Here is a 26,333-nt window from a genome sequence, read left to right on the forward strand (position 1 = left end):
AAAGACGAACAGTCTTGACACATCCTAACGGATGTTTCATCCATAACCTCAAAGCAGTGCTTTTGTTGCTTCCTCTCAGAAGCTTTATCTATAACCTCAAAACCTCCACTGGAGCTTTTGAGCAATCAGCTACCGCGCCAAAAGTTTTTTACCAAAACAAAGCGAGACTGAAAGACTTTTGTCTCAGCCTCCTCATCTACAACCTTTCTACCTCACTATCTTGTTTCTAGGTTCGGGCTGAGTCTGTCCCACTCTCACTCCCTCGGACTGTTAAAGCAAGGCGAGCTAGCAAAGTAATAAAAGATAAACCAGTTGACGATATACCGTTTCCAATCAGGCAAAATGAGTATCAGACAAGCTGCATCGCCTGAATTGTAGGCAATTGTTTTTCAATAAACAATTTTCAGATAATTATTGAAATTCAGACGGCATTATGTTATAATGAAACTATTAAATATGAGGTAAATGTATGGCCAATTTATTAGAAAAGACAAGAAAAATTACATCCATCTTGAAGCGCTCGGAGGAGCAGCTGCAGGAGGAGCTGCCCTATAACGCCATTACGCGCCAGCTGGCAGATATTATCCACTGCAATGCCTGCATTATCAACAGCAAGGGCCGGCTGCTGGGGTATTTCATGCGCTACAAGACCAACAATGACCGCGTAGAAGCCTTTTTCCAGGATAAGAATTTCCCGGAGGAGTATGTCCATGAAGCGAATATGGTCTATGAAACAGAGGCCAATCTGCCGGTTGCTCATGACTTGACCATTTTTCCAGTAGAAACCAAGAATGAATTTCCTGAAGGGCTGACAACGATTGCCCCTATTCATGTCTCTGGGATTCGTCTGGGCTCACTGATTATCTGGCGCAACGATAAGGAATTTGATGATGATGACCTGATTTTGGTAGAGATTGCCAGCACGGTGGTCGGCATTCAGCTGCTCAACTTCCAGCGGGAAGAGGACGAGAAGAATATCCGCCGCCGGACGGCGGTGACCATGGCGGTCAATACCCTGTCTTACTCGGAACTGCGGGCCGTCTCAGCTATTTTAAGTGAGCTGAAGGGCAATGAAGGCCAGCTGACTGCTTCTGTGATTGCGGATCGGATTGGCATTACCCGTTCGGTGATTGTCAATGCCCTGCGCAAGCTGGAAAGTGCCGGGATTATTGAGAGCCGTTCACTGGGGATGAAGGGAACCTATCTGAAAGTGCTGATTCCCGATGTCTTTGAGGAAATTAAAAAGAGGGACTACTGATGGCAAAAGCGCTGATTTCCATCGATTACACAGTTGACTTTGTGGCTGACGAGGGCAAGCTGACGGCGGGTGCGCCGGCTCAGGCCATCTCTGAGGGAATTGCCCGGGTGACAGAGGCAGCCTTTGAGCGGGGGGATTACATCTTCTTTGCCATTGATGCCCATGATGAAAAGGATGCTTTTCATCCAGAAAGCCGCCTCTTTCCGCCGCATAATATCAAGGGAACGAGCGGGCGAAATCTTTATGGTCCTCTGGCTGATTTCTATGAGACACACCAGCAGGATGAGCGGGTTTTTTGGATGGATAAGCGCCATTATTCTGCCTTTTCAGGCACGGACTTGGACATTCGCCTGCGGGAGAGAAAGGTGGATACGGTGATTCTGACCGGTGTTCTGACGGACATTTGTGTCCTGCATACAGCGATTGATGCCTATAATCTGGGCTATCAGATTGAGGTGGTCGCACCGGCCGTGGCTTCCATTTCGGAAGAAAATCATCAATTTGCCCTCAACCACTTGCAAAATGTCCTCGGTTCGACTATAATAGATACAATTTAAGAGTAAAAGAGAAGCAGAGTAGGCTTGCTGACTTGCACAGAGAGTGCTGATAGCTGAGAGCGGCGCCAAGGGAGCAAGAACCGAAGAACATGCTTCAACATCTTTTGTGTGACCAAGCACAAACGCTGCTCCCGTTACGAGCCCAGAGGCCGCCTTTTAAGGCGGCGAATAACAGTGGTACCACGGCTCTCGTCTGTTTTTAGGACGGGAGTTTTTTTATTTTGTAAGTGCAGAAGTTCAATGCTTATGCGAGCGATATGCTTACTTTCAGAATGTCACATTGATAAGAGAGGGAAAACATGAAAGAAATTTTTATCGGTAATTACGGTCTGGCTCAAGTCGGACAGACCCTGACAGCGACTGGCTGGGTAGCCAATATCCGCCATCACGGCAAACTGGCCTTTATTGAGCTGCGGGACCGAGAAGGGCTGCTGCAGGTCTTTGTCAGCGGTGAGATTGCAGATTTTACCAAGCTGGAAGAGCTCAAGAAAGAAGATGTCCTTGCAGTGACCGGGCAGGTCGTCCAGCGTGAGGAGCGCTTCGTCAACAAAGCCATCAAGTCCGGTCAGGTGGAGCTGCGGGCGGAGAAGATTGAAGTCATTGCCAGCAGCAAGCCCCTGCCCTTTGAGCTGGACCAGCATGCCCATACGGGAGAAGACCTGCGGCAGCGCTACCGCTATCTGGACCTGCGCCGCGAGCAGATGACCAATAATCTCAAACTTCGCCATCAGGTGACGTCAGCAATTCGCGATTATCTCAATCAGCTGGATTTCTTGGAAGTAGAAACGCCTTACCTGACCAAGTCAACGCCAGAAGGAGCGCGCGACTTTTTGGTTCCCAGCCGGGTCTTTAAGAATCAATTCTACGCCCTGCCGCAGAGTCCGCAGATGCTCAAGCAGCTCCTGATGGGGGCTGGTCTTGAACGCTATTATCAGATTGTCCGCTGTTTCCGTGACGAAGACCTGCGGGGCGACCGCCAGCCCGAGTTCACACAGGTGGACTTGGAGCTGAGCTTTGCCAGCGAAGAGGAGATTCGGGCGCTGGTCGAGGCTATGCTCAAGGCCGTTGTCCAGAAAACGCGCGGTCTGGAGCTGCCCCAAGCCTTTCCGACCATCAGTTATGAAGAGGCTATGAGCCGTTTTGGCTCAGACAAGCCGGATACCCGCTTTGGACTCGAGCTGAAAAGTCTGACAGACTTATGCCGGGACAATGACTCGCTCCTGATCAAAAAGGCCTTGGACAGCCAAGAAGAGCTGATGGGGATCTGCGTGCCGGATGCGGCGGCTGCCTTCAGCAAGAAGCAGCTCAGCCATTTCTACCAAGAGGTGAAGGAATTTGGCTGCAGCCGCTTGGTCAGTCTCCAGCTTGAAAATGGTCAGCTGTCCGGTGATTTAGCTTCGGCCTTGGAGGCAGAAAGCGAGGCTGTTATCGAGCGCTTTGAAGCCAGAGACGGCGACCTGATTCTGCTGGTCATGGCCAAGAAACGCCGGGCCCAGGAAGCTTTGGGTCATCTGCGCATAGAAGTCGCAAAAGCTTTAGAATTGATTGATCCGAGCCTGCTTCATTTCCTCTGGGTTGTGGATTGGCCACTACTGGAGTGGAATGAAGACCAAAACCGCTATCAGGCCATGCACCATCCTTTCACTCAGGGCATCTTTGAAGATGGACAGGAGCCGGGGGAAAATCCCGGTCAGCTGGGCAGCCGGGCCTATGATATTGTGCTCAATGGCTATGAAATCGGAGGCGGCAGCCTGCGGATTCATGACAGGAAGGCTCAGGAAGCCATGTTTGAGCTATTGGGTATGAGCCGTGAGGACTATGAGCGGGACTTTGGCTTCTTCCTTGAAGCCTTGGACTATGGCTTCCCGCCGCATGGAGGTCTGGCTCTGGGCTTGGATCGCTTGGTTATGATTTTGGCTGGGGAAGAAAATATCCGCCAAGTCATTGCCTTTCCAAAAAACGGCACCGGCTTTGATCCGATGCTGGAAAGTCCAAGTCTGGTGGATCCGAGACAAGTGAAAGAACTGCATTTGGAATTGAAGAATTAGCCTCAAATGTGGTAAAATGAAATGATGCGATTTCCTGAAAGACAGCAGGAAAGGAATGGGGCTAAGCTACTGAAATAAATTTCTGAATAGTCCGGCCAATACTCACGAAAGGAATTCGAGATGAAAATCACTCAAGAAGAAGTAACCCACGTTGCCAATCTGTCCAAACTGGCTTTTTCGCCAGAGGAAAGGGCGGAGTTTGCGACGACCTTATCAAAGATTGTCGACATGGTCGAACTGCTCAAGGAAGTGGATACGGAGGGCGTTCCCTTCACTTCCAATGTAGCAGACAATGTCAACTACATGCGGGAAGATGCGGCTCAGCCTGGCTGGGACCGGGAAATGCTCTTCCAAAATGTGCCTGAAAAAGAGCGGGGCTATATCAAAGTGCCTGCTATCCTGGATGACGGAGGAGATGCCTAATGACTTTGAATCACAAGACCATTGAAGAGCTGCACGACCTGCTGGTCAAGAAGGAAATTTCCGCAGTGGAGCTGACCCAGGCGACTCTGGCAGATATTAAGGAGCGCGAAGCAGCTGTGGACAGCTTCATTACCATCAGCGAAGAAGAAGCGCTGGCTCAGGCTGCAGCTGTAGATGCTAAGGGGATTGATGCGGAAAATCTCATGAGCGGGATTCCGCTGGCGGTCAAAGACAATATCTCAACCAAGGGCATCCTGACAACCGCTGCCTCAAAAATGCTTTACAACTACAAGCCCATTTTCGATGCGACCAGCGTGGAAAAACTCTATGGCCAGGATATGGTCATCGTCGGCAAGACCAACATGGACGAGTTTGCCATGGGCGGATCCAGCGAAAATTCTTACTTCAAGACGACCAAGAATGCTTGGGACAGCCGCAAGGTTCCCGGCGGTTCATCTGGTGGTTCTGCGACGGCTGTTGCTTCTGGACAGGTCCGTCTGTCTCTGGGATCTGACACGGGCGGCTCTATCCGCCAGCCGGCTTCCTTTAACGGTGTAGTCGGCCTTAAGCCAACCTACGGACGGGTGTCCCGCTTTGGTCTCATTGCTTTTGGTTCTTCACTGGATCAGATTGGGCCTTTTTCTCAGACAGTCAAGGAAAATGCCCAGCTTTTGAAGGTCATTTCCGGCAACGACCCGAAAGATTCGACATCCTCCAAGCAGCTGGTGCCGGATTTTGCCAGCAAGATTGGCCAGGACATCAAGGGTCTGAAAATTGCCCTGCCTAAGGAATACATGGGCGAAGGGATTGATGAGAAAGTCAAGGAAACCATTCTGGCTGCGGCTAAGCACTTGGAAAGTCTGGGAGCTGTCGTTGAGGAAGTCAGCCTGCCCCACAGCAAGTACGGTGTGGCGGTTTACTATATCATTGCCTCTTCTGAAGCCAGCTCCAACCTGCAGCGCTTTGACGGTATTCGCTATGGCTACCGCGCAGAAGGTATTGAGAATTTGGAAGATGTCTATGTCAAATCCCGCAGCGAAGGCTTTGGCGATGAGGTCAAACGCCGCATCATGCTGGGAACCTTCAGCCTGTCCTCTGGTTATTACGATGCCTACTTCAAGAAAGCAGGTCAGGTCCGGACCTTGATTATGCAGGATTTTGCCAAGGTTTTTGAAACATATGACCTAATCTTGGGCCCAACTGCACCGACTGTTGCTTATGACTTGGGCAGCCAAAACCAAGACCCGGTGGCCATGTATCTGGCCGACCTCTTGACCATTCCAGTCAATCTGGCAGGACTTCCGGGCATTTCGATTCCGGCTGGCTTTGCGGACGGCCTTCCTGTCGGCCTGCAGCTGATTGGGAATCATTTTGATGAAGCGACCATCTATCAGGCAGCTGCAGCCTTTGAAGCGACGACCGACTACCACAAGCAGCAGCCCCTTATCTTTGGAGGTGAAAAATAATGAACTTTGAAACAGTGATTGGACTGGAAGTCCATGTTGAATTGAAAACCCATTCAAAGATTTTCTCACCAGCCCCGGCCCACTTCGGTGAAGATCCCAATGCCAATACCAACATCATTGACTGGTCCTTCCCGGGTGTCCTGCCTGTCATGAACAAGGGGGTTATCGACTATGGGATTAAGGCGGCTCTGGCGCTGAACATGGACATCCACCAGAAGATGCACTTTGACCGCAAGAATTACTTCTATCCTGACAATCCTAAGGCCTATCAGATTTCCCAGTTTGATGAGCCCATCGGCTACAATGGCTGGATTGAGATTGAGCTGGAAGACGGCACAACCAAGAAAATCCGCATCGAGCGGGCCCACTTGGAGGAAGACGCTGGGAAAAATACCCACGGAGCAGACGGCTACTCTTATGTAGACCTCAACCGCCAAGGGGTGCCCCTGATTGAGATTGTGTCTGAAGCGGATATGCGCAGCCCAGAGGAGGCTTATGCCTATCTGACAGCCCTCAAGGAAATCATCCAGTACACCGGCATTTCCGATGTCAAGATGGAGGAAGGCTCCATGCGGGTGGACGCCAATATTTCTATCCGTCCTTACGGCCAGAAAGAATTCGGTACCAAGACCGAGCTGAAAAACCTCAATTCCTTTAACTTTGTCCGCAAGGGTCTGGCTTTTGAGGAAAAACGCCAGGCAGAAATCCTGCGCAGCGGCGGCCAGATCCGTCAGGAAACCCGCCGTTATGACGAGGCGACAGGCGAAACCCTGCTCATGCGGGTCAAGGAAGGTTCGGCTGACTACCGTTATTTCCCAGAGCCAGACCTGCCGATTTTTGAGATTGAGGATGCTTGGATTGAGCAGGTCCGCAGCAGTCTGCCGGCTTTTCCAAAAGAGCGCCGGGCTCAGTATGTGGGCGACTACGGCCTGTCTGACTACGATGCCAAGCAGCTGACAGCGACCAAGGCCGTCTCAGACTTCTTTGAAGCTGCGGTGGCAGCAGGCGGTGATGCCAAAGCTGTCTCTAACTGGCTCCAAGGAGAAGTGGCTCAATACCTCAATGCTGAAGGTAAGACCATCGCAGAGATTGAGCTGACACCGGACAATCTGACGGAAATGATTGCTCTCATCGCAGACGGCACCATCTCCTCTAAGATTGCTAAGAAGGTCTTTGTCCATCTGGCTAAAAACGGCGGCTCTGCCAAGGAATATGTGGAAAAAGCCGGTCTGGTCCAAATCTCAGACCCTGCCCAGCTTCTGCCAATCATTCAGGAAGTCTTTGCCAACAATGAAAAAGCCATCAATGACTACAAGGGCGGCAATAAGAATGCGGCCAAGTCACTGATTGGTCAACTTATGAAGGCCACTAAGGGTCAAGCCAACCCACAAGTAGCACAAAAACTGCTCAATCAAGAGTTGGAGAAATTATAGAAATAAGTAGAAAACCAGTCAAGAGGCTGGTTTTTTATGTAGAAATCTAAAAAATAGCAATGAAGATATTATTAGGAGAGCTTGGGATGATTATGTTAGCTGGATGTAGTTAAAATAGTAGTCGAAAATTTATTGAAGGGAAGGCAGCTGAGCTCAGCAAGGTCTATCCGACAGAAAATTTGGAAGACCTGTTTGATAAGATTCCAGGTGGGTTTAGTATTTGAAGTGAAGACCTTTATGATGACAAGGAAAGGGAGGATCTTTGTTCCAATCTGTAAAGTTAAAAGGTAATATTGAGAATCAAAGAATTACTGGGACTATTTATGGAAGAAAGTAACTATTGATAATGATAAAGAACATACATAAATACTCTATGAAGGTGAAATTGTTTATCAAGATGGGATGATTCAATTGAAGATTCTTCAGGTAAATGTAACGATAAGGAATCCTAAACGATTGCTACAAGAATTTACGATTAATAGAGACGTCTTATCAAAATTAAAAATTGGCGTGAAAAGTTATAGTATTGGAATACATAAATAATATGAGGTAAAAAATGGGTGAAGAAAAAACAGTTACTCTTGATGCAACCATTCCAACACTAGATGCCTCTCAATTAAGCTATGAATTTGAAAAGGCCAGAATTAAGGGAGCGACTGATGATAATGTTGTAGATAGATATTTTAAGACCGAAAACAAAATCATGCCCCCTACTTTCGAATACGTGTCCAGCTTTCGTGACCCTCATACAGGAACCAGCGGGGCTGCCTTTAAAGATACTACAAGTGGAAAAACCATTATTGCTTATACAGGAACCAATCCTGATACTGACTTAGCAAATGATGCAATCTTGACAGATGGAATCGGTATTGGGGTTGGGACGGGGCATCATTATAGCTCGGCTTATCAGTTTTATGAGGATGTTCTTAAAAAGAATGACTTAAATCCAGAAGATGTTATCTTGACAGGTCACTCACTGGGTGGAAATGTCGCTCAGCGTGTCGCTCTGAAATACAATGCTCCGAAAACCATTGTCTATAACTCAGCTCCTCTCTATGTTCCTACAGGTGCAGTTGTTGGGAATGGACTCATAGGTAATCCTTTGTTAGCACTCGCTTCTGCAAAAAATATAGCTGAGATAGAAAGTGACAAAGCTAGGTTCACAGGAAGTGTGACACGGATTACGACAGAGAAAGATCCTTTGAATATTGGGGCTGTTGCCTAGATTGAATCCGAACCTTAAAACTGGTATAATTTAAGTAACTATCTTGGATTCTGAGAAGGAGGAGCAATCCATGTTTAAAAAAATTGCAATGATAATGTTATTAGGAGGGCTTGGAATGATGATATTAGCTGGATGTAGTGAAAAGAATAGTCGAAAATTTATCGAAGGGAAGGCAGCTGAGCTCAGCAAGGTCTATCCAACGGAAAATTTGGAAGACCTGTTTGATAAGTTTCCACATGGTTTTCAGATTATTAGTACTGAATCTAGACAAGAAACAGAAGATAGTCCGTCTATTAGTTTTGAAATAACACTGAATGGAAATCCAAATACTAAAGAAATAGCAGGAGAATTGGTTAAACGAAGGGCAATGACGGACTCAAATGGTCATTTAGAAGAAGAGGTTCTATTTCAAAAGGAAGTATACTATAAAGGTGGAAATCTTCATTTAGTGAGCAATAGTGATGAAGAAATTTTTAATTTAAAACACTCAAAACTATTAGTACAATTATTCACAATTTCAAATGATGAGTTAAAGAAATTGAAAGTAAAACAAAAATCATATAGTCCTGAAACTGGTTCAGCAACTATTACTTATCAAGTAAAAAATAAAATAGTGAATCAGTATATGGGATTGAATGGTGGTAATGATTTAGATATGTCAGTAAATATTTTTTATGAGACAATCCATAACAATGACTTTGGTTATTCATTGGAGTTTCGTGACAAGAATGATTACTACTATTCATATTATTCTGAAGTTATTTCAGAGAAGAAGCAGGGGGAGTAATAATGGCTCTTAAAACTTTGGATGGAAAGATCCCAACACTAGATGCCTCTCAATTAAGCTATGAATTTGAAAAAGCAAGAATTAAAGGGGTCGAAGGGACAAATAATTTATTAAGAGAATATTCGAAACAAGAAAATGTTGCAATGCCCGAGAATTTCGAGTATGTGTCCAGTTTTCGTGACCCTCATACAGGAACCAGCGGGGCTGCCTTTAAAGATACTACAAGTGGAAAAACCATTATTGCTTATACAGGAACCAATCCTGATACTGACTTAGCAAATGATGCAATCTTGACAGATGGAATCGGTATTGGGGTTGGGACGGGGCATCATTATAGCTCGGCTTATCAGTTTTATGAGGATGTTCTTAAAAAGAATGACTTAAATCCAGAAGATGTTATCTTGACAGGTCACTCACTGGGTGGAAATGTCGCTCAGCGTGTCGCTCTGAAATACAATGCTCCGAAAACCATTGTCTATAACTCAGCTCCTCTCTATGTTCCTACAGGTGCAGTTGTTGGGAATGGACTCATAGGTAATCCTTTGTTAGCACTCGCTTCTGCAAAAAATATAGCTGAGATAGAAAGTGACAAAGCTAGGTTCACAGGAAGTGTGACACGTATTACAACAGAGCAAGATCCTCTTAATAAATGGTCTGATCGTTTTGGTGGAGTTTATTTGGGTGATGAATATGTCATTCCACATTCAGGTGGTCACTTAATGGGCGATCTGCGGGCGGTTAGTGGTGATATCCAGAAGATTGAACAGTCTACTATTGCTATAGAGAACGTCGAAAGAAGTACTCAAGTCAAATTAAAAGGCGTTCAAAGTAAAAAAGAACGATTCAAAGTCAATGATATCGGTACGGGTTCTCCAAATGGGTTGTCCAAGGCAGAACTAATTGCACTAGATTCTGAGCAAGCGTTGGTCGTCGCTAGCGGTTTATCTACTGCCTCAACAGCAGCTATCACCTTTATAGAAGCAAAAGTGACAAGTGCTGTTGAGAAGGCCAAAGCATTGTACGATACTCTTGATGATGTACCTTTTGGCTTCATCCTCTCTCCCGATGAAGTCAAGCAAACCTATAACGAAAGTGGCGTGAATTATATCTCTACAGTAGAAGCGGTGGATAGTCATTGCCAATCAGTTAAATCAAATGCAGATACGATTGCAACTTCTTTTGTAGACTTGGAGACAAAAATTAAGGCAGGGGTTGAACAAATTGTTCAAAAAGATACAGAACTACAAGGATTAATTGCTCATGGATAAGTGGAGTAAGATTAGGGATAAGCTAGTGGATGCCCAAGAAGAGCTCTATAATATTAATAATAAGTTTAGAAAGTCCAAGGATGACCTGGACACCAAATGGGGGTTATTGAATGAGTTTAATAAGGGTCTGAATCAAAAATTTGATGAAAAACATTCTATTGTGTTATCAGCTTATTCAAAAATGCCTGATGCGACTGAGGACATGCTTGAAGCTGCGGTAGGAACAATTGAACGATATAGGATGGTGAATGAAGAAGAGTTTTTGACTCGGCGACATGAGCTGGAAAGAGAATATAATGACTTAGAAGATAGATATAAAAAAGAATATCGAAAACAAGAGAGGGTTATTGAGCAACTTTCTAGTGAGTTAAAATCATACCAGACAGATGAGGAACAGGAGGAAAATTGATGGGATTATTTGAAGATGTTGGCAATGGAATTTATGATTTTGCCTCAGATACACTGGATAACATAGGTAATATAGTCTCTGAACTTAACGGTATGGCTAGAGACAATATCCCAATAGTAAGGGATGTAGAAGATAGCATACATGGAGCTTACGATTGGGGGATGGATCAATTACGATCTAATGAAGCTTACAGTAAAATCGAAAAAGACTTGGAAAGAGCACTTATCTGTACTTTATATGTTCCTGCTAAAAAACGAGCAATAACTCGTATTATTAAGGGGTTTGATAAAGAAGTAAAGGAAATCGGTGAAAAAACCAAGAAAACGATTGATTCCGTAAATAATCAAATCGATTCAGAAATTAAAGGCGAGTTTTCAACTGCCACTCAGGATTCAGTTAATAAAGAAAATCTCAAATGGGAACAGTTGGTTTAGTTTTACCATAGATTCTGTTAAATTTTATATATTCTTTTACCTTCTATGTTAAAATAATAAAAAAACAAAGGAGTCTTTTATGTCGGAAATTAAAATCAAACGCGAGACAGGTTTTGTAGGGATTATTGGGAAGTTTCCAGTCTTTATCGATGGCCAGAAAGTTGGCGCAATCAAAAACGGAGAAGAGGTTGTTTTTCCAATTGCAGCTAATGAAGCAGAAGTCCGTGCGGGTTCTGCTCCTATGAAAACCAAGCCAGTGACAGTTAAAGCAGGCCAAACCTTGCTGATTGAAACTAATTTTACTAATTTTTCCGTTTATTTAGTAACTTTAGTGGTTGCGCTTCTATTTGGCGGATGGCTTCGTGTGATTCTCTTGATTCTTTGTATTAGCTTCCTCTTCCTTTTGCCTTTTTATACTGCTAGAATTGCAGAATAAGTCTATGACCAGCTGATGCTGGTTTTTTGTATGCTATTTTTTGACAAGATTTCTGAAAGGGTTTACAATAAAACTAACAAATTATAAAGCGAGGTATGTTTATGGCAAAAATGAATGCTGCGCGTTGGTATGGCGCTAAAGATGTCCGTATTGAAGAAGTGGATGTACCTGAGGTCCAGCCGCATCAGGTCAAGATTGCGGTCAAGTATACAGGAATCTGTGGAACTGACTTGCATGAATATCTGGACGGACCGATTTTTATCCCGACAGAAACTGAGCATGTCTACTCCGGTCAGAAGGCACCGGTTACGCTGGGTCATGAGTTTGCCGGGGAGATTGTCGAGGTTGGCAGTGATGTGACCCGGGTCAAGGTTGGCGATCGGGTGACAGTTGAGCCCATTTTGGCTAAGCATAATCTTGTCGGTGATTATAATCTGGACCCTAATCTAAACTTTGTCGGTTTGGCGGCAGACGGTGGTTTTGCCAAATACTGTGTTTTGGACGGAGACATTGTTCACAAAGTTCCAGACAGCCTTAGCTATGAGCAGGCAGCCTTGACAGAACCTGCTGCTGTGGCTGTTTACGCGGTCCGTCAGTCAGCTCTTAAGACGGGCGACACAGCAGTTGTTTTCGGTTTGGGGCCAATCGGGCTCCTAATCGTCGAAGCCCTGCGGGCAGCCGGTGCCTCTAAGATTTATGGAGTTGAATTATCTCCAGAACGTCAAGCCAAGGCAGAGGAGCTTGGGGCCATTATCGTGCGGCCGGAAGAAGGCGAAGATACAGTGGCAGCCATTCACCGTCTGACCGGCGGCGGAGCAGATGTGTCTTATGAAGTGACCGGTGTACCAGCGGTGCTGGGCCAAGCTTTGGCAGCAGTCCACAAGGCTGGAGAATGTATGGTTGTTTCTATCTGGGAACGAGAAGCTAACATTAATCCAAATGAATTTGCCATTCAGGAAAAGACCCTCAAGGGGATTATTGCCTATCGGCATATCTTCCCTAAAGTTTTGGAACTCATGGAGCAGGGCTATTTTGCAGCAGATAAGCTGGTGACTAAGAAAATCAAACTGGAAAATATCGTCCAAGACGGTTTTATTGAGCTGACTCAGGATAAGGCACAGATTAAAATCTTAGTATCACCTGAGTAGAAATGCTGCAGCACTACGGCACAGAAAAAGAGACAGGAAGTGGAACCCTGTCTCTTTACTTTGCCAGCATTTTCCAGAAAAAGTCAATGATATAGGTCAGTCCGTAGGTATAGATGACGAGAGTGATGGGCTTGCAGAGGAGGATGATAATCATGTATTTCCGAAAGGTCATCTTGGTCAGAGCAGCCAGCATGCAGAGGAAGTCAGCCGGACTGATGGGCCAAATCATCATGAAAATAAAGAAGCGCTCAAAGCGGTTGCCTTCATCCAGCCAGCCGATGTACTTATCATAGGTGCGCCTGCTGACGACGGACTGGACAAAGGCAGGGCCATAGGTACGGGCCAGATAGAAGATGGCAGCGCAGCCGATGACAATGCCGATGTAGTTGTAAAGAGTGCCGATGATATGTCCATAGATAAAGACGCCGGCAACAGAGGTCAAAGCCCCTGGGATAATGGGCACAACTGTCTGTAAAATCTGCAAAAAGATAAAGAGGGGCGGTCCCCAGATGCCTGCCTGCTGGATAAAGGCCGACAGGGTTTCCTTTGACTGCAGGATACCTGCCTGATAAGCCCAGATGCAGAAGGCAATCGTGCCCACAGCTCCGATGATAGAGGACCAGTTGATGATTTTTTGCAGAAGAGGGGAGACGGCATTCATTTCTCTGTTTTTGCCTGCCATAAAAACCTCCGTAGAATATTGCTATCTCTACTATATCATGTTTTGCGCTTTTTGTAAGCTTTGAGGCAGAATGTGCCAAAAAGCCTATTTTATGCTATAATAGTGAGAATACGATTTTTGGAGAAGAATGTGGCGATTGAAGATTATATGCCCGATTTTGCGATTGAGGCAGTTTATGACTTGACAGTAGAAAGTTTGAAGAAGCATGGGATTAAGGCGGTGTTGGTGGATTTGGACAATACCCTTATTGCCTGGAACAATCCTGACGGAACCCCTGAGATGAAGCAGTGGCTTCATGATCTGCGGGATGCCGGCATCAGGGTTATTGTGGTGTCCAATAATACCAAGAAGCGGGTCCGGCGGGCTGTCGAAAAGTTTGGGATTGACTATGTTTACTGGTCTATGAAGCCCTTTACTTGGGGCATTGACCGGGCGCTGAAGCTCTTTCACTTTGAAAAGCAGGAGGTGGTCATGGTCGGCGATCAGCTCATGACCGATATACGGGCTGCCCATCGGGCGGGTATTCGATCGATTTTGGTCAAGCCTTTGGTGGAGCATGATTCGATCAAAACACAGATTAATCGGGCGCGTGAGCGCCGGGTCCTGAAAAAGATTGCTGAAACATACGGACCGATTGACTATAAAAAAGGAATGTAAGATTAGATGGAAGAACTTCTCTGTATTGGCTGCGGTGCCCCTATTCAGACAGAAAAGAAAGACCAGCTGGGCTACACGCCGCAGTCAGCACTGGAAAAGGGCTTGGCCAGCGGCGAACTCTACTGTCAGCGCTGCTTCAGGCTGCGCCATTATAATGAAATCACAGATGTCCAGCTGACAGACGATGACTTTCTCCGCCTCCTCCATGAGGTCGGAGACAGCGATGCCTTGGTGGTCAATGTGGTCGACATTTTTGACTTCAATGGATCAGTCATTCCCGGACTGCCCCGCTTTGCGGCCGGTAATGATGTGCTCTTGGTCGGCAATAAAAAAGACATCCTGCCCAAGTCGGTCAAGGACAGCAAGGTCACCCAGTGGCTGACAGAGCGGGCGCATGAGGAGGGGCTGAGGCCAGTTGATACTGTCCTGACCTCTGCTCAGAACAAGCAGGCTATTAAAGAGCTGATGGACAAGATTGAGTATTATCGCCGGGGCCGTGATGTTTATGTGGTCGGTGTGACCAATGTTGGCAAGTCTACTTTGATCAATGCTATCATTCAGGAAATTACTGGAAACAAGGAGCTGATCACGACCTCCCGCTTTCCGGGGACGACTCTGGACAAGATTGAAATTCCTCTGGCAGACGGCAGTCATATCTATGACACGCCGGGCATTATCCACCGTCACCAGATGGCCCATTATCTGTCAGCCAAGGACCTCAAATATGTCAGTCCTAAGAAGGAAATCAAGCCCAAAACTTACCAGCTCAATCCAGAGCAGACCCTCTTTCTCGCCGGTTTGGGCCGCTTTGATTTTATCTCGGGGGACAGGCAGGGCTTCACGGCTTACTTTGACAATGAGCTCCAACTTCACCGGACCAAGCTGGCAGGAGCGGATGAATTTTACGACAAGCATGCCGGCAGTCTCTTGGTGCCGCCCCGCAGCAAGGAAATGCTGGATTTCCCTAAGCTGGTCAAGCATGAGTTTCGCATTGATGAAAAGACAGATCTGGTCTTTTCAGGCTTGGGCTGGGTTCGGGTCAGCGGACCTGCCCGAGTAGCTGGCTGGGCGCCGGAGGGCGTAGCAGTGGTCACTCGGAAGGCACTGATCTAAATTTTAAAATACCATTAGAAACAGGAAGGAAAGGCGATAAGGAGAGACGGGCAAAGGAAGGTCTTACTCTCTCAAGCTTTTTGGAAGAATATGTCATTAACATCAAAACAGCGGGCTTTTCTCAACAGTCAGGCTCACAGTCTCAAGCCCATCATCCAGATTGGCAAAAACGGTCTCAACGACCAGATCAAGACCAGTGTCCGTCAGGCGCTGGATGCCAGAGAGCTGATCAAGGTCACGCTCTTGCAGAATACGGACGAAAATATCCATGAAGCTGCAGCGATTCTGGAAGAGGAAATCGGGGTGGATACCGTTCAGAAAATCGGCCGAACCTTGATTCTCTACAAGCAGTCCAGCAAGAAAGAAAACCGCAAACTTTCTGCCAAAGTCAGGGAAATCTAAGCAAAACGTGAATATCTATGGAGACAGCCTATGGCTATTGAATTACTGACTCCCTTTACAAAAGTGGAGCTGGAACCAGAAGTAAAAGATAAAAAAAGAAAGCAGATTGGGATTCTGGGCGGGAATTTTAATCCGGTCCATCATGCCCACTTGGTGGTGGCTGATCAGGTCCGCCAGCAGCTGGGGCTGGATCAGGTTCTGCTCATGCCTGAGCACGAACCGCCCCATGTGGATAAGAAAGAAACCATTGACCAAAAACACCGGCTGAAGATGCTGGAGCTAGCAATTGAAGGTATTGAAGGTCTGGGAATTGAAACCATTGAGCTGGAGCGCAAGGGCATCAGCTATACCTATGACACCATGAAGCTCCTGACTAAGCAGCATCCCGATACGGATTATTACTTTATCATTGGGGCAGATATGGTAGACTACCTGCCCAAGTGGTACCGGATTGATGAGCTGGTCGAGCTGGTCCAGTTTGTCGGAGTTCAGCGGCCGCGCTACAAGGCCGGGACTTCCTACCCGGTCATCTGGGTGGATGTGCCGCTCATGGACATTTCCTCCAGCATGGTGCGGGATTTTCTGGCGCAGGGGCGGACGCCCAACTACCTGCTGCCTCAGCCAGTCTTAGATTATATCAAGAAAGAAGGGCTCTATTCATGACTTATGAAGATTATGTCGGTCTGACCCGGGAAGAGCTGCTGGCCAAGATGCAGACGGTGATGCCGGACAAGCGTCTGCGGCACTGTCTGGGAGTTGAAAAGGCTGCTCAGGAATTGGCTCAGCGTTTTGGGGTTGATCCTGAAAAGGCAGCGTTGGCCGGACTGCTGCATGATTATGCCAAGAAGGTTTCTGATGAAGAGTTTCTGTCCTTGATTGACAAATACGGTCTGGACCCTGAGTTGAAAAACTGGGGCAACAATGTCTGGCACGGCATGGTAGGCATTTACAGGATTCAGGAAGACTTGGGACTGACCGATGCGGACATCCTGCGGGCTATTGAGATTCATACAGTAGGATCCAGTCAGATGTCGGATTTGGACAAGGTCGTCTATGTGGCCGACTACATTGAGCACAACCGGGATTTTCCGGGAGTGGACAGAGCCAGAGAGTTAGCCCAGCGGTCGCTCCATCAAGCCGTGGCCTATGAAACAGCAAGGACTGTGGAACATTTAGCTCACAAAGGCCTGCCCATCTATCCCCAGACTTTGGAAACTTACAATGCCTTTGTGGAGTATTTGAAGGAAATGGAAGAATGAAAACAGCCTTGATTATTATCGATGTACAAAATGTTTTAGTCAAGACAGGTTTTCAATCAGAAAAGATGTTGGAAAAAATTTCTTTTTTGCAAGAAGAAGCCCGAAAAAGAAAGATTGAAATCATCTATATCCAGCATATTGAACATTCAGTTGATACTGCCTCAGAAGATTGGCAGCTGTCTCCTCTCTTGAATAGAAAGTCAGACGAAAGGGTCTTTCAGAAGAATTATAATAGTATATTTAAAGAGACAGGTTTAAAAGAATACTTGGATGAACAAGATATTGGCCGTCTGGTTTTATGCGGCATGCAGACAGAATATTGCGTGGATACATCCGTTAAGGTTGGATTTGAATTTGCTTATAAGCTTGTTATTCCTGAGGGTGCTTTTACAACTGTTGATGGAGAAGATACTTCAGCAGAAAGCATAAATCATTTTTATCAAAAAATTTGGGATGGACGTTTTGCGGATGTTCTAGATTACAAAAACATTTTTAATTAAAGAGGAACTATGAAAGAACAAGAATTATTGGAACTGGTCGTGAAGGCGGCCGATGAGAAGCGGGCTGATGATATAACCGCCTTGGACTTGCAGGGACTGACAACAGTGACAGACTATTTTGTCATCGTCAGCTCCATGAACAGCCGGCAGCTGGATGCGATTGCGGAAAACATTCGGGAAAAGGTAGCTGCTGCAGGCTTATCAGCCAGCCATATAGAAGGTGATGCAGCCGGCGGCTGGGTGCTGCTGGACTTGGGCGGTGTGGTCGTCCATATCTTTTCCGAGGAAATGCGGGCCCACTACAATCTGGAAAAGCTCTGGCACGAAGCAGCCGGTGTCGATGTAGCAGCCTTATTGGAAGAAAAAAACAAGTGATTTTTTGCTCTTAGGCAAAAAGCAGAACTCGGCTCAGTCAGCCTGCTGGCTGGGTTCTTTTTGAAAGACAGCCAAACTTTAAGAAAGGAAACGCATGGCAGCCTACGAAACATTTGCATCAGTCTATGATGCGATTATGGATGATTCTTTGTATGAGAAGTGGACAGATTTCAGTCTCCGCCATTTTCCCAAGGATAAGAAAAAGCTGCTGGAGCTGGCCTGTGGGACGGGTATCCAGTCTATCTGTTTTCAGCAGGCTGGCTTTGAGGTAACGGGGCTGGATCTGAGTCAGGAAATGCTGGATTTGGCTCAGAAGCGCAGCCGTGAGGCAGGTTTGGATATTCCCTTTATCCAGGGCAATATGCTGGATTTGAGCGGGATTGGCCCGTTTGATCTGGTGACCTGCTACTCAGACTCAATTTGCTACATGGCTGATGAGGTTGAAGTTGGCGATGTCTTTCAGCAAGTTTACGACTGCTTGAACGAAGATGGAATTTTCATCTTTGATGTGCATTCTACCTACCAGATTGATGAAGTCTTCCCCGGCTACAGCTATCACGAGAATGCAGAAGACTTTGCCATGGTTTGGGACTCTTATGCCGATGAGGCGCCGCATTCGGTGGTCCATGAGCTGACCTTCTTTGTACAGGAGGAGGACGGCCGCTTCACGCGCTTCGATGAAGTTCACGAAGAACGCACTTACGAAATTTTGACATATGATATTTTGCTGGAGCAGGCGGGCTTCAGGAATGTCAAGGTGTACGCTGATTTTGAAGACAGGGAACCGACGGAGACAAGTGCCCGCTGGTTTTTTGTGGCGGAGAAATGAGATGGCAGTGACAGGCATTATCGCGGAGTTCAATCCCTTTCATAAGGGACACAAATTTCTGCTAGATCAGGCGGAAGGCCTGAAAATCATCGCTATGAGTGGCAATTTCGTCCAGCGGGGCGAGCCGGCTGTCGTGGATAAGTGGACCCGGACCCAGATGGCGCTGGAGGCGGGGGCTGACCTAGTGGTGGAACTGCCTTTTTTGGTCAGTGTGCAGGCGGCGGACTTTTTTGCACAGGGAGCAGTGGAGATGTTGGATCAGCTGGGAATCGACTGCCTGACCTTCGGGACCGAAGAAATGCTGGACTACCAGGCTCTGGCCCAGCTCTATGAGGACAGGCAGGAGGAAATGGCTGCCTATCTGGCGGAACTGCCGGCATCCCTTTCCTACCCCCAGAAGACTCAGGCTATGTGGCAGACCTTTGCTGGTTTGGATTTCTCAGGTTCTACGCCCAATCATATTTTGGGGCTGGCCTATGCCAAGGCAGCAGCTGGTAAGCAAATCGCTCTGCGGCCCATCCAGCGGCAGGGAGCCGGCTATCATTCGCTGGCAGTAGACCATGCCTTTGTCTCGGCTACAGCTCTGCGCCAGCATCTGGATCAGCCGGACTTTCTGACCCGCTTTGCGCAGTCGCCGCAACTTCTGCAGGCTGCACCCAAGGTAACTTGGCAGGAGCTTTTCCCCTATCTCTGCTATCAGATTCTGACTTCTCCTGATTTGACCGTCTTTTATCAGGTCAATGAAGAGCTGGCCGTCCGCATAGAGCAGGCAGTCAAAAAGAGCCGTACGATAGAAGAATTGGTCGAGCAGGTGGCGACCAAGCGCTATACCAAGGCCCGGGTCAGGAGGATTCTGACTTATATTCTGGTAGGGGCAGAGGAAGCAGAACTGCCGCAGGGGATTCATATTTTGGGCTTCAGTCAGGCTGGACGCCAGTACCTGTCTTCTGTCAAACATCAGACCAGCCTCATCAGCCGCATCGGCAAAGAGCCCTGGGACAGTCTGACCCAGCAGGCAGACCGAGTCTATCAGCTGGCAAACCATCAGCTGAGCGAGCAGAATATTGGGCGGGTCCCTCTTATGGCCTTTTAATTGCTTTTTGAAGAGTATGAGCCGTCCTGACATCAGCCAAACCGGCAGAGCTGCCGGGCCGAGCTATCGTGTCTTGGGCTGCCTCCCTCCTTTTTATCATAAAGATAAAGTCCCAGCAGTCTGTGTTAAAATGTTAGGGAATATGAGAACCATAAGGAGGAAGGACGATGAAATCCAAAAGATTAGCATTCTTATCCATTGCGCTCTTAGCAGTTCTGGGCTTGACAGCCTGTATGCCAAGCAGCCAAAACAATTCTCAGCAGAATCCAGGTCAGGAGAGCCATTCTTCTGAATCTATTGAAAAAATCTTAAAAAAAGCGGAATCTGCCAATCAAGCAGTCAGCTCTATGAAACTGAAGGTAGACTTATCCATTACCGTTGATGGTTCAACGAAACATCAGACCATGGACGGGAGCCTGCTATATGACAAGCAATCAAAAGAGCTGGACAAGGGAGCCCTGATTCTGAGGGAGACTGCGGACGGGCAGCAGTCTTATCAGGAAATGATTATGAGCGGCGGTCAGGACATGCCGGTCTACAGCCGAGATTCTGAAAAAGGGACTTGGTCCAAAGAGCTGACAGAGGGGACGGCCCGCTATTTTGTACGCCCGGATTATTTCAGGCTGCTGGAGGGCCTGTATAGCATGGCAGATGATGTCAGCATGAAAGAAAGCGGCAGCGACTATGTCTTCACCCTTAAAAGCAAAAATACAGATATAATCGGATTGTTTGGTGATGAATTTAGTCTGGAGCTGAGCGGTGTAGCCCAGTCAGAAATGGACAAAACATTGGAAGTGCACCTGAATAAGGAGACTCTCTACCTGAGCGATTTTAAGATGGACTTATCCTACAGCGGCGAGAAGGGCAGCCTGAAGACCAAGATAGCTAACCGGTTTTCAGATTGGAATAAGCTGGCAGATGACGCAATTACAGCGCCTGACTGAAAGAGAGGCTGGGACAACAGTACCCAGCTTCGTAACTTTCTATCGTTTGACTGATAAGACCCAGTGCTTTGAACAACTGACACTTCCTAGCGGAAGCCTTATCTGCGACCTCAAAAGCTTCGACATAGGCAGTATTGAAACGATTATTTTCAATACTGATAAATTAGTGTAGGAGCAGACCTGCTGACAAGATCGAAAACTCTGTCTGACCGATTGTTGCCCCGCTCTCCAAAGGACTGTTGGGCGGTCGATGAGAAATGAATGAGCGCTCGTCAGAATGCTCATCGTTTGTGAGTATAGGGTCAGCCAAAGACTGGACTCTCATACCTGTCGGAACAGCCGCAAGCCTGATCTGCTGCTGATGCAGGAATAGGCCGCTGCTTTTGCCAGAAAAATCACAGATTTGATCATCAGGAATGAGGCGATATATTTTCTGCCTTTTTTCTTAGTGCTTTTTCTTATTTCCTGTGTTATAATAAGAACGATTGAAAATGTGAACTTCAAAGGAGAAATGATCAATGGGACGTAAATGGGCCAATATTGTGGCAAAGAAGACAGCTAAGGACGGTGCAAACTCAAAAGTTTATGCTAAGTTCGGTGTAGAAATCTATGTGGCAGCTAAAAAAGGGGACCCTGATCCCGAGTCCAACTCAGCTCTTAAGTTCGTTATCGACCGGGCCAAGCAGGCGCAGGTGCCCAAGCATGTCATCGACAAGGCGCTGGACAAGGCCAAGGGAAATACAGATGAAACCTTTACCGAAGGCCGTTATGAAGGTTTTGGCCCCAATGGTTCCATGCTGATTGTGGATACACTGACTTCCAATGTCAACCGGACTGCAGCCAATGTCCGGGCTGCATTTGGCAAAAACGGCGGCAATATGGGAGCCAGCGGTTCGGTTGCCTATCTCTTTGATAATAAGGGAGTGATTGTCTTTGCGGGCGACGATGCCGACAGCATCTTCGAGCTGCTGCTGGAAGCGGATGTGGATGTGGACGATGTGGAGGCAGAGGCAGGAACGCTGACGGTCTATACAGCACCGACTGACCTGCACAAGGCCCTGCTTGCCCTGCGCGAATCCGGCGTTCAGGAATTCCAAGTGACAGAGCTGGAAATGATTCCTCAGTCAGAGGTGGAACTGACAGGGGAAGAGTTGGAAACATTTGAAAAACTTTACAGCGTCTTAGAAGATGACGAAGATGTCCAAAAAATCTACACAAATGTAGATGGATTCTAAGAATCACTCTTCGCAAGCAACAAACAGACAGTCAACGACAATCAATACTCAACAGGGAGCTGCGGATAAAACTTCCAGTTGGGTGTTGATTTATTTTCATTGACTATCCGTATCAATCAGACGATAGAACGATAAGAAGCTGGGTACTGTTGTCCCAGCTTCGTTTTTTTATGTCTCATATTTCTGCCAAATATCCTGAATTTGCTGGATTTGAGCATTGGCCTGATTTTCCAGCAGTTTATACTTATAGGACAGGTCCTGAGTGATGTCTTTCAGCTTATCTCTCTGTTCCTGAATAATGGCAACATTGCGCTGGATATTGGCCAGATTGTTCTGCACTCTGTCCAGAATATCAGCCGTTTCTACGACTTCTTGGCGGATCTTCTGGCGATTCTTGACCAGTCTGTAGCTAGCCGCTGCTGCCCCTGCAAATAACAACAAATTTGAAAATTTCATGGCTTCTCCTTAGGCTTGGGCAATCTTCTCAGCTAACTGGACCAGAGCTGGAAAGTCGGGCTCGTGCGCAGTGAAAGTGAGCTGCAGGTCATCATCCCCGCTGTAGCGCGGCGCCAGATGAACATGCGTATGGAAGACGGTCTGGCCAGCGACTTCTTCATTATTGTTGATGATATTCATACCGAGGGCGCCGGTTGCCTTCATGACCTTGCGGGCGATGTCCGGCACACGGGCAAAGAGCTGGCTGCTGCTGTCAGCATCCATTTCCAGCAGATTGCGGAAGTGCTCCTTGGGAACGACCAGGGTGTGGCCTGGTGTCACTTGGGAAATATCCAGAAAAGCCAGGACTTTATCGTCTTCATAAACCTTGGAGGAGGGGATTTCTCCGGCGATAATCTTACAAAAAATACAATCAGCCATAAATGATACCTCTATTCGCTAGATTTTGTTATAATATAAGAACCATTATACCAGATTTGGAGAAAATATGTTAGAAATCAAAGAGCTTACAGGCGGCTATGTCAATATTCCTGTTTTGAAAGAGGTCAGCTTTGAGGTGGAGAACGGGCAGCTGGTCGGTCTGATCGGCCTCAACGGTGCAGGCAAATCCACGACTATCAATGAAATCATTGGCCTGTTGACGCCCTACAAGGGCCAGATTCTGATTGACGGCCTGCAGCTGCAGGACAGTCCGGCTGCCTACCGCAAGAAAATCGGCTTTATTCCAGAGACGCCTAGTCTTTATGAAGAACTGACCCTGCGGGAACATATTGAAACGACGGCCATGGCCTACGATATAGAGCAGGACACAGCCTTTGAGCGTGTGGAGGAGCTGCTGGAGCTTTTTCGTCTCAAGGAAAAGTTAGACTGGTTTCCGATTCATTTTTCTAAGGGAATGAAGCAGAAGGTGATGATTATCTGCGCCTTTGTCGTAGACCCCAGTCTCTTTATTGTGGATGAGCCGTTTCTGGGGCTGGATCCGGTCGCTATTGCGGATTTAATCCAGCTGTTGGAGAGGGAAAAGAAAAAGGGCAAGTCCATTCTCATGAGTACCCATGTCTTGGACTCGGCGGAGAAAATGTGTGATTCATTTGTGATTCTTCACAAGGGACAGGTGCGGGCTCAGGGCAGTCTGGCAGCACTGCGGGAAGCATTTCAGATGCCCGCAGCCAGCCTCAATGACATCTATCTGACCTTGACGGAAGAGGCGGCACGATGAAAGAAGTATTTATCAAACGCCGGCAGGAGTTTCGCGGTCAGTGCCTCAAGTATCTGCGGTATGTGTTCAATGATCACTTTGTCCTCTTTCTTCTGATTTTTATCGCTTTTCTGGCTATTCAGTACAGTCAGCTCCTGCGGCATTTTCCGGAGAACCATCTGCCCATTATCCTGAGCTTGGTCCTGCTGTCGCTTTTTATCCTGCCTTTTGGCTCTGTTGCTACCTATTTGGAGCGGCCGGATGCGCTCTTTCTTCTGGTCAAGGAAGCGGAAGTCGGCCGATTTATCAGGGAGCAGGTCCGTCGTTCTTATCTGCTCTATGCTGTTTTGCAGACGGGGATTTTGCTGCTGCTGGCTCCGCTCTTTTTGGCTCTGGGGCTGCCAGTCTGGGCCTTCGCTCTCTACTGTCTCCTCATGCTGCTGGCCAAATGGCTGCTCTTTCAGAGAAAAGGAGGCCGGTTTTTCAGCAGTGAGAGGCTGGACTGGCAAGCGGCTATTGCTTACGAGGAGCGGCGCAAGCAGGTCCTTCTGCGTTTCTTTGCCCTCTTTACCAATGTTAAGGGAATCTCAAACAGCGTCAAACGCCGGGCATATCTGGACGGTCTGACCAAGCTGCTGTCCAAGGAGCCGGGCCAGACCTGGTCCAATCTTTATCTGCGTTCTTATTTGCGCAATGGGGACTTGTTTGCCCTGACTCTGCGGCTCCTGTTCCTCGCTCTTTTAAGCATCCTCTTTGTCAGCCAGACTTGGATTGCTGCGGCCTTTGTGCTCTTGCTGAACTACCTCCTGCTTTTTCAGCTGACGGCGCTCTACGAGGCCTTTGATTACCAGCTGCTGACCCAGCTTTTTCCGCTAGAGGCAGGGGCCAAGATGAAAGGGGCCAGGCAGATTATCAGGGCTGTCGGCTGCTGTGTTCTGTCGGCCGAAATTCTGCTGGCATCCGTCTTTTTCCAGGACAAGCTGGCCGTTCTGGCTGTCTTGGCCGTCACCCTGCTCTTCTATCTTTTCTATTTGCCCTTTAAATTGAGGAGATTGGTTGACTAAAAGAGGCAAAACTAGTAAAATAGTAAGGAAACTTTTTACGGAGGGGAAACATGGACTTGATTGATAAAGAGCTGACCCTGACGCCGATACCAGGTAAGAGCGGAAAGGCCTATATGGGGACCTATCCAGACGGGGAACGCGTTTTCGTCAAGATGAACACGACCCCAATCTTAGCAGGCTTAGCTCGAGAACAGATTGCACCGCAGCTTTTGTGGAGCCGCCGCATGTCAGACGGCAATGTCATGAGCGGGCAAGAGTGGCTTTCAGGCACCATTCTGACACCGAATGACATGTCCAAAAAGCAGGTGGTCAATATTTTGACGCGGCTGCACCGTTCGCGGCCCTTGATGACCCAGCTGACCAAATTGGGCTATACGCTGGAAACGCCGACCGACTTGCTGACTGCCTGGCTCAATCAAGTGCCGGCTGTTTTGCGAAATAACAGCTATCTGCAGTCTGTCATCCGCGAATTGCGTCAGACAGTACCGGCCTTTCGGGAGGATTTTGCCACCATTGTTCACGGAGATGTGCGCCACAGCAACTGGGTGGAAACGGACAGCGGGCTGATTTATCTGGTGGATTGGGATTCCGTTCGTCTGACGGACAGAATGTTGGATGTCGCTCATATTCTAAGCCATTATGTACCGGATTCGGGCTGGCAGGAATGGCTGAGCCACTACGGCTACAAGTATAATCAGACGGTTTTCAATAAATTATACTGGTTTGGCCAGTATTCCTATCTGACCCAGATTGCCAAATATTATGAAAACAATGATTTAGAAAATGTGAACCGGGAGATTTACGCCTTGCGAAACTTCCGTTCCAAGTACGGAAGGGTGCAATGAGAGTAAGAAACCGCAAGGGAGCGACAGAGTTACTGGAAGCAAATCCGCAGTATGTAGTCCTCGATCCTGCTAACGCCAAGGGAAGATGGCGGGATATTTTTGGCAATGACCGTCCCATTCATGTGGAAGTCGGCAGCGGAAAGGGGGCTTTTGTCGCCGGCATGGCCAAGGCCCATCCAGATATTAACTACATTGGCATTGATATTCAGAAATCGGTCCTCAGCTATGCTCTGGACAAGGTTTTAGCAGCGGCTGTTCCCAATATCAAGCTGCTCTGGGTGGATGGCTCCGATCTGACCGACTACTTTGCTGACGGCGAGATTGACCGCCTCTATCTGAATTTCTCCGATCCCTGGCCTAAGAAACGTCACGAAAAGCGCCGTCTGACCTATAAATCCTTTCTGGATACGTTCAGGAAGATTCTGCCTGAGCATGGAGAGATTCATTTCAAGACTGACAACCGCGGTCTCTTTGAATACAGTCTGGTCAGTTTTTCTCAGTATGGCATGAGACTGAAAGGCGTCTGGCTGGACCTGCATGCCAGCGATTTTGAAGACAATGTCCTGACCGAGTACGAGCAGAAATTTTCCAGTAAGGGACAGGTCATCTACCGGGTTGAGGCAGCCTTTTGATAGCTTAGCGTCATTTAGTCTGTCATGATTTTTGGACTGTCAAAAGCCCAAGGAAGATGCCCATCAGCCACTGCGTCAGTCTGTTTTTTCGCATGCAGCTGCAACAGACTGAACTTTTTGCTCAGTCTCCGCCGGATCAAAAGCCAGATTTCTGAGA

General features: G+C 47.4%; 30 protein-coding genes and 1 pseudogene. 28 read left to right on the forward strand and 3 right to left on the reverse strand.

All coding sequences use genetic code 11. The features are described from left to right. The first annotated feature begins 469 nt into the window (after nucleotides 1–469). The 13 genes and pseudogenes from codY to DHL47_RS05210 all read left to right on the forward strand — a co-directional run bounded on the left by codY (nucleotide 470) and on the right by DHL47_RS05210 (nucleotide 12,892). Nucleotides 470–1,258 (forward strand): GTP-sensing pleiotropic transcriptional regulator CodY, encoded by a 789-nt coding sequence (gene codY / locus DHL47_RS05150; protein WP_128834318.1) that lies wholly within the window; start codon nucleotides 470–472, stop codon nucleotides 1,256–1,258. Next, nucleotides 1,258–1,815, forward strand: a complete 558-nt coding sequence (locus DHL47_RS05155) for a cysteine hydrolase family protein (RefSeq protein ID WP_209551127.1) — start codon at nucleotides 1,258–1,260, stop codon at nucleotides 1,813–1,815. Before codY ends, DHL47_RS05155 begins: the two co-directional genes overlap by 1 nt. Before the next feature lie 299 nt (nucleotides 1,816–2,114). Further along, the gene (gene aspS / locus DHL47_RS05160; protein WP_209551128.1) at nucleotides 2,115–3,863 is read left to right on the forward strand and encodes an aspartate--tRNA ligase; all 1,749 of its coding nucleotides are present in this window, start codon (nucleotides 2,115–2,117) and stop codon (nucleotides 3,861–3,863) included. A gap of 120 nt (nucleotides 3,864–3,983) precedes the next feature. Next, the gene (gene gatC / locus DHL47_RS05165; RefSeq protein ID WP_209551129.1) at nucleotides 3,984–4,286 is read left to right on the forward strand and encodes an Asp-tRNA(Asn)/Glu-tRNA(Gln) amidotransferase subunit GatC; all 303 of its coding nucleotides are present in this window, start codon (nucleotides 3,984–3,986) and stop codon (nucleotides 4,284–4,286) included. Continuing rightward, nucleotides 4,286–5,752, forward strand: a complete 1,467-nt coding sequence (gene gatA, locus DHL47_RS05170) for an Asp-tRNA(Asn)/Glu-tRNA(Gln) amidotransferase subunit GatA (protein WP_209551130.1) — start codon at nucleotides 4,286–4,288, stop codon at nucleotides 5,750–5,752. The genes gatC and gatA overlap by 1 nt, the downstream gene beginning before the upstream one ends. Continuing rightward, entirely contained in the window at nucleotides 5,752–7,185 is a 1,434-nt protein-coding gene (gene gatB, locus DHL47_RS05175) for an Asp-tRNA(Asn)/Glu-tRNA(Gln) amidotransferase subunit GatB (protein WP_209551131.1), read from the forward strand. Before gatA ends, gatB begins: the two co-directional genes overlap by 1 nt. Before the next feature lie 556 nt (nucleotides 7,186–7,741). Continuing rightward, nucleotides 7,742–8,392, forward strand: a pseudogene (locus DHL47_RS05180) (Tle-like phospholipase domain-containing protein); the annotation flags it as partial. Nucleotides 8,393–8,480: 88 nt separating this feature from the next. Then, a complete protein-coding gene (locus DHL47_RS05185) occupies nucleotides 8,481–9,197 on the forward strand; it encodes a tandem-type lipoprotein (RefSeq protein WP_128834306.1) in 717 nt (238 codons plus the stop codon). Nucleotides 9,198–9,199: 2 nt separating this feature from the next. After that, complete coding sequence (locus DHL47_RS05190; RefSeq protein ID WP_209551132.1) at nucleotides 9,200–10,465, forward strand: Tle-like phospholipase domain-containing protein; 1,266 nt, start codon at nucleotides 9,200–9,202, stop codon at nucleotides 10,463–10,465. Next, entirely contained in the window at nucleotides 10,458–10,874 is a 417-nt protein-coding gene (locus DHL47_RS05195; protein ID WP_128834304.1) for a hypothetical protein, read from the forward strand. The genes DHL47_RS05190 and DHL47_RS05195 overlap by 8 nt, the downstream gene beginning before the upstream one ends. Beyond that, nucleotides 10,874–11,308, forward strand: coding sequence for a hypothetical protein (locus tag DHL47_RS05200; protein ID WP_209551133.1), 435 nt, complete (start codon nucleotides 10,874–10,876; stop codon nucleotides 11,306–11,308). The genes DHL47_RS05195 and DHL47_RS05200 overlap by 1 nt, the downstream gene beginning before the upstream one ends. Before the next feature lie 79 nt (nucleotides 11,309–11,387). Beyond that, complete coding sequence (locus DHL47_RS05205) at nucleotides 11,388–11,744, forward strand: hypothetical protein (RefSeq protein ID WP_002907115.1); 357 nt, start codon at nucleotides 11,388–11,390, stop codon at nucleotides 11,742–11,744. A gap of 101 nt (nucleotides 11,745–11,845) precedes the next feature. Beyond that, entirely contained in the window at nucleotides 11,846–12,892 is a 1,047-nt protein-coding gene (locus DHL47_RS05210; protein WP_209551134.1) for a 2,3-butanediol dehydrogenase, read from the forward strand. A gap of 55 nt (nucleotides 12,893–12,947) precedes the next feature. Here the strand turns inward: DHL47_RS05210 and DHL47_RS05215 are convergent, their stop codons facing one another. Beyond that, a complete protein-coding gene (locus DHL47_RS05215; RefSeq protein WP_209551135.1) occupies nucleotides 12,948–13,574 on the reverse strand; it encodes a TVP38/TMEM64 family protein in 627 nt (208 codons plus the stop codon). 129 nt (nucleotides 13,575–13,703) lie between these two features. Here DHL47_RS05215 and DHL47_RS05220 point away from each other — a divergent pair, with 129 nt between their 5' ends. The 11 genes from DHL47_RS05220 to DHL47_RS05270 all read left to right on the forward strand — a co-directional run bounded on the left by DHL47_RS05220 (nucleotide 13,704) and on the right by DHL47_RS05270 (nucleotide 21,981). Continuing rightward, on the forward strand, nucleotides 13,704–14,231 hold the full coding sequence (locus DHL47_RS05220; protein ID WP_241209258.1) for a YqeG family HAD IIIA-type phosphatase: 528 nt from the start codon (nucleotides 13,704–13,706) through the stop codon (nucleotides 14,229–14,231). Nucleotides 14,232–14,237: 6 nt separating this feature from the next. Further along, a complete protein-coding gene (gene yqeH, locus DHL47_RS05225) occupies nucleotides 14,238–15,344 on the forward strand; it encodes a ribosome biogenesis GTPase YqeH (protein ID WP_209551136.1) in 1,107 nt (368 codons plus the stop codon). 90 nt (nucleotides 15,345–15,434) lie between these two features. Further along, nucleotides 15,435–15,746, forward strand: coding sequence for a ribosome assembly RNA-binding protein YhbY (gene yhbY / locus DHL47_RS05230; protein WP_209551137.1), 312 nt, complete (start codon nucleotides 15,435–15,437; stop codon nucleotides 15,744–15,746). A gap of 30 nt (nucleotides 15,747–15,776) precedes the next feature. Further along, entirely contained in the window at nucleotides 15,777–16,409 is a 633-nt protein-coding gene (locus DHL47_RS05235; protein ID WP_128834286.1) for a nicotinate-nucleotide adenylyltransferase, read from the forward strand. Beyond that, nucleotides 16,406–17,005: a bis(5'-nucleosyl)-tetraphosphatase (symmetrical) YqeK gene (yqeK, locus tag DHL47_RS05240; RefSeq protein WP_209551138.1), complete on the forward strand. Its 600-nt coding sequence runs from the start codon at nucleotides 16,406–16,408 to the stop codon at nucleotides 17,003–17,005. The genes DHL47_RS05235 and yqeK overlap by 4 nt, the downstream gene beginning before the upstream one ends. Next, nucleotides 17,002–17,505, forward strand: a complete 504-nt coding sequence (locus DHL47_RS05245; protein ID WP_209551139.1) for a cysteine hydrolase family protein — start codon at nucleotides 17,002–17,004, stop codon at nucleotides 17,503–17,505. Before yqeK ends, DHL47_RS05245 begins: the two co-directional genes overlap by 4 nt. Nucleotides 17,506–17,514: 9 nt before the next feature. Then, nucleotides 17,515–17,880, forward strand: a complete 366-nt coding sequence (gene rsfS / locus DHL47_RS05250) for a ribosome silencing factor (RefSeq protein ID WP_128834281.1) — start codon at nucleotides 17,515–17,517, stop codon at nucleotides 17,878–17,880. A gap of 94 nt (nucleotides 17,881–17,974) precedes the next feature. After that, entirely contained in the window at nucleotides 17,975–18,709 is a 735-nt protein-coding gene (locus DHL47_RS05255; protein WP_209551140.1) for a class I SAM-dependent DNA methyltransferase, read from the forward strand. 1 nt (nucleotide 18,710) lies between these two features. Beyond that, on the forward strand, nucleotides 18,711–19,802 hold the full coding sequence (locus DHL47_RS05260) for a nucleotidyltransferase (protein ID WP_209551141.1): 1,092 nt from the start codon (nucleotides 18,711–18,713) through the stop codon (nucleotides 19,800–19,802). A 167-nt stretch (nucleotides 19,803–19,969) separates the two neighbouring features. Continuing rightward, nucleotides 19,970–20,746 (forward strand): DUF6612 family protein, encoded by a 777-nt coding sequence (locus tag DHL47_RS05265; RefSeq protein WP_209551142.1) that lies wholly within the window; start codon nucleotides 19,970–19,972, stop codon nucleotides 20,744–20,746. Between the two features lie 518 nt (nucleotides 20,747–21,264). Beyond that, the gene (locus DHL47_RS05270) at nucleotides 21,265–21,981 is read left to right on the forward strand and encodes a YebC/PmpR family DNA-binding transcriptional regulator (protein ID WP_128834269.1); all 717 of its coding nucleotides are present in this window, start codon (nucleotides 21,265–21,267) and stop codon (nucleotides 21,979–21,981) included. A gap of 168 nt (nucleotides 21,982–22,149) precedes the next feature. On the opposite strand, the gene DHL47_RS05275 is transcribed toward DHL47_RS05270, so the two are convergent. Together DHL47_RS05275 and DHL47_RS05280 are read right to left on the reverse strand one after the other, a co-directional pair. Then, entirely contained in the window at nucleotides 22,150–22,437 is a 288-nt protein-coding gene (locus DHL47_RS05275; protein ID WP_128834267.1) for a hypothetical protein, read from the reverse strand. 9 nt (nucleotides 22,438–22,446) lie between these two features. After that, the gene (locus DHL47_RS05280) at nucleotides 22,447–22,857 is read right to left on the reverse strand and encodes an HIT family protein (RefSeq protein ID WP_128834265.1); all 411 of its coding nucleotides are present in this window, start codon (nucleotides 22,855–22,857) and stop codon (nucleotides 22,447–22,449) included. A 67-nt stretch (nucleotides 22,858–22,924) separates the two neighbouring features. On the opposite strand from DHL47_RS05280, the gene DHL47_RS05285 reads away from it, so the two are divergent. From DHL47_RS05285 to trmB, 4 genes are read left to right on the forward strand one after another with little or no spacing between them, the layout of a single operon-like run. Then, complete coding sequence (locus DHL47_RS05285; protein WP_209551143.1) at nucleotides 22,925–23,656, forward strand: ABC transporter ATP-binding protein; 732 nt, start codon at nucleotides 22,925–22,927, stop codon at nucleotides 23,654–23,656. After that, the gene (locus DHL47_RS05290; RefSeq protein ID WP_209551144.1) at nucleotides 23,653–24,699 is read left to right on the forward strand and encodes an ABC transporter permease; all 1,047 of its coding nucleotides are present in this window, start codon (nucleotides 23,653–23,655) and stop codon (nucleotides 24,697–24,699) included. The genes DHL47_RS05285 and DHL47_RS05290 overlap by 4 nt, the downstream gene beginning before the upstream one ends. Before the next feature lie 50 nt (nucleotides 24,700–24,749). Next, a complete protein-coding gene (gene ccrZ / locus DHL47_RS05295; RefSeq protein ID WP_209551145.1) occupies nucleotides 24,750–25,544 on the forward strand; it encodes a cell cycle regulator CcrZ in 795 nt (264 codons plus the stop codon). Next, a complete protein-coding gene (gene trmB, locus DHL47_RS05300) occupies nucleotides 25,541–26,176 on the forward strand; it encodes a tRNA (guanosine(46)-N7)-methyltransferase TrmB (protein ID WP_209551146.1) in 636 nt (211 codons plus the stop codon). The genes ccrZ and trmB overlap by 4 nt, the downstream gene beginning before the upstream one ends. The last annotated feature ends 157 nt before the right edge of the window (nucleotides 26,177–26,333 follow it).

Origin of the sequence: Streptococcus panodentis (assembly GCF_017884005.1) — a bacterium.
Lineage (GTDB): Bacteria > Bacillota > Bacilli > Lactobacillales > Streptococcaceae > Streptococcus > Streptococcus panodentis.